Origin of the sequence: Shewanella sp. 10N.261.52.F9, from assembly GCF_041471165.1 — a bacterium.
GTDB lineage: Bacteria > Pseudomonadota > Gammaproteobacteria > Enterobacterales > Shewanellaceae > Shewanella > Shewanella marinintestina.
Genome location: NZ_JBFRNX010000053.1, coordinates 1 through 3670 on the forward strand (window position 1 = coordinate 1; position 3670 = coordinate 3670).

General features: G+C 39.9%; 3 protein-coding genes. All 3 read left to right on the top strand.

Annotated features, from left to right (window positions below; translation table 11 throughout):
* The coding region (locus AB4298_RS21220) for an Ig-like domain-containing protein (protein ID WP_371988323.1) at positions 1-2022 on the top strand (2022 nt) is incomplete at its 5' end.
* A gap of 190 nt (positions 2023-2212) precedes the next feature.
* Entirely contained in the window at positions 2213-3118 is a 906-nt protein-coding gene (locus AB4298_RS21225) for a helix-turn-helix domain-containing protein (protein ID WP_371988324.1), read from the top strand.
* 135 nt (positions 3119-3253) lie between these two features.
* Positions 3254-3670: outer membrane beta-barrel protein (locus AB4298_RS21230; protein WP_371988325.1), on the top strand; the 417-nt coding region annotated here is incomplete at its 3' end.

Below are 3670 nucleotides of genomic sequence, written 5' to 3' on the forward strand. Positions count from 1 at the left end.
ACGGTCACGGTTGACCCATATTCAGTTACCGAACCTTCAGTTGAGATTAACCTCGCTGATGCAATCAGTGATGCCGATGGTGACACGTTAACACTGAGCAGCATTAGCGATGTTGCTTTACCAGCCACCTTGTCGCAAAACGGTTTAGTTTTAACCTATACCCCTAATGGTGTTGAGGGGACGACGAGTTTGCACTATAGCGTGACCGATGGCATGGACACGTCGAGCAGTGTGGTGAGTATTATTTCAGCATCGCAAGGTAAGTTAACAGCAAACGACTTTGCCGTACCTGCAATGGCGATGGATGCGCAAACAATTACTATTGATGTGGCAAGTTTTGTCAGCAATGAGTCAGGCCGGGATTTAGTGCTTAGTGGTGTTGTAGGCGCCAAACTGGGCAGCGTGAACTTGATTACGGATACCACCCAATTTACTTACACACCTAACAATATTAGTTTTGGTGATGAAATCTTAACTTATGCGGTGACGGATAATGAGGGCCATTATGCTTACGCAGATATTGCGATAAGCCTTGAAGCTTCGGTTAAGCCCAGCATAACAGACTTAACGTTGACTGAAGAATTAGGCGTGATGACAGCAACCGTGACCTGTAATGATTGCGACCTAGCGCGTACCGATTACCAGTATGACATTGATGGTGTGCCGGTAGGGGAAAACAGCGCGCACTACACGCTTGTGGGTGATGAGAAGGAGCATAATATTGGTGTTACGGTGACCGCTAAAAACGCCTACTGCACTGTAAACAATACCGGTGTCAGTGGTGGCAATGCCTGTAAAACAACCATGGCCAAAGTTATTGTCACCGCTGGAATAGTAAAAAATATTTCAGCTTATGAGCACAACGGAATCGGTCAACAATTTAGTTTGATAAAGAATGATCAGACTGTTGTAAGTTGGGGAATGAATAACGACACCAGTAGTGTTGATCACCTTTTAACGAATGTGGTCAGTATAACCTCAAACCTTAGAGGTGGAGCTGCGCTTAAAAGCGATGGCAGTGTTGTCGCATGGGGTTCTCAATCTACAGGTGGGGATACAAGTGCCGTTGATGATGAGCTATATAACATCGAAAGTATTGTCGCTAATTATGATGCGTTTGCAGCCTTAAGAGGTGATGGCAAAGTCGTTACTTGGGGTCACAGTAATGCTGGTGTAGGCGATTACTCAAAAACTCTTGCCAACATACAGCGTATATTTGGCGGTTATGTTCGATTTGTGGCAATAGAAGATGATGGTACTGTTATTGAGTGGGGAGGAACTAATTGTTTTGCTGCGCCTTTAGGTGAATGTATTGAGTTAGATGAGGTTCAAGCTGAATTCAATAATGTTGCTGATGTAGTGTTAAATCAAAGCGCTGCAGCTGCTGTTAATGCGGATGGCACTGTAACGACCTGGGGGCGCAAGACATCTGGTGGTGACAGCAGCGCTGTTAAAATGGCATTAACTGATATTGTTAGTGTCACAGCGGCTAATAATAGTTTCACGGCATTAAAAACCGATGGCTCGTTAGTAGTGTGGGGGGATATAGATACTAGCGGGTTATCTTTGAGCGCTGAAGGTATTGTTGAATTACCTGCTAATCACTATTTTTCCAGTGTAGTAGCAAATTTAAATGCTTACGCAGGAGTGCTAGATAATGGTCAAGTTATCAGTTGGGGAAGTAAAAGTGATGGCGGAGACCATGTGAATGATATAGGAGTTCTATATGCTCGCTCTATTACTGCCGGAGGAGATGGTTTTGTTGCATTGCATGATGATGGCACAGTAACTGGCTGGGGAGGAAATCGCTCCGGTGCGTCAAACATAAGTGCATCATTAGCGGCCAAACTGGTAGAGGTTGAGCATGTAGTTGGTAACAATTTTGATTTTACAGCCCTTAAAAGTGATGGAACGATAGAAAGTTGGGGGGGAATGCCATTTTTTTACCAAATGCCTGCTGATAAACTTAGTGAATTGTACTTGTTAGTCGAAGTGTACAAAGAGCTAAATTGGAGGCAATAAATAGCAATTGGTAACTATTTATTTAAGCACTTACGTAGTAAATATGTGCATTAATGCAAAGGTCTGATTTTTATAACCACCTGCAAAGCAGGTGGTTTATTTTTAGTTAGTGTGGTGAAAGCATTAATTGCAGCTACAATTTCACTATTATGCTGTGTAAGGCTTATTTAGTTAACGATAAGGATAAATAATGATAGGTGGCTATATTAAGCATTATCGCGAAAGTATGGGATATACACAGGCAGAGTTAGTCACTCGGATCCAAACCATTCATCATTCATTTAGTTCGTTAGATGAAATTACATTGTCTCGTTGGGAAAATGGACATACTAAACCCTCGAAAAAGAAGCAGATTGCGTTACTTATCTTTTTTGATTTTTTAGAAGATGTGAATAAACTTTATGCCGATGAAAAGCTTCAATCTGCTAAGTTAGAAAAAACTTTATCTAAGCGATATAAAAACGTTTTTTCGCAAAATGATGGACCTTACATGGTAGGCGAATCTAAAATCAAGGTCGGCTTTTTTGATTCAATTCCCACTGAAAAATTAACGTTTTATAGTCAATACCTAAAGAATGTAAATAATATAGACGTGGATTTAACGACGTTAGAACCCCAAAAAAGTCTGTATGATGGAGTAGGGCTTTATGAGTTTTACTCGGGAACAGGCATATTACTTGGTCATTTTTTTTATGTAATCGCTAATAATACAGTCATATCCGAGCTCATGGGCGAGAAAGTAGTCGGCGACGATGGCAGCTCTCTTTATATAGTTACAACATATAGTTCTTCTAAAAGCATTTTTATGTATCGTAACTTTTTAATACTCGAAGCATTATTAACTGTTTCTGTGCTACCTAAAAGCTTATTTGTAAAGTCATCTCTTGGAGAACTTTCTGGATTGTTTGAGTCTATTAATGCTGAGGTTGTTACTAAGGGAGATCTTGTGGAAGATGGGGTTAAGTTTGGTAATAATCGATACAATTGGCTTTTATACAAGGTAAGCACTATAAATCTTCTTAGTTCAAAAGAGTTTTATTTTGATGAAAAACTGATTGAGGAACAATTTTCTATTATAGAAAATCTTGACACTTAGCTTAGGGTTTCGTCATCAAATAAGATGTTTAAACTTCCGACATAGCATCGGATAAGATCTTGCTCTGAGTAATGCTATGTGAATCTGTTTATATAATCGTTAAGTTTCAGGTATGTACTTTAACGACTTAACATTATGAAAAAATCTTTATTTAGTAGTATCACTATTATCTGTTTTTTGTCTGTTTTTCAATCTGGACCTTCTAATGCTGATGAATCACAAGAGTTCACCCCTTTTGTTGGTATTAAAGGCGGGTATCAATATGCTGAAGATAAAAACTACCAACACTCAAACCCTGAGAACTATATATTAGGGATCAATGCGGGTGTTCAGTTTGGTGATAATTGGGCGTGGGATATAGGATTTCAAGATCATGACGATCTTGTCGCCTCAGCTACTGACGTTAACGTTAGCACATATATTGTTGATACTGGGCTACGGTATGACTGGCGTTTAACTGACAAGATTGGGCTATACGGTCGAATGGGCGTTGCATATTGGAACGCAACAAAGTCTTTTCATGACAGTAAGATGCATGATGAGGGCTTTTCC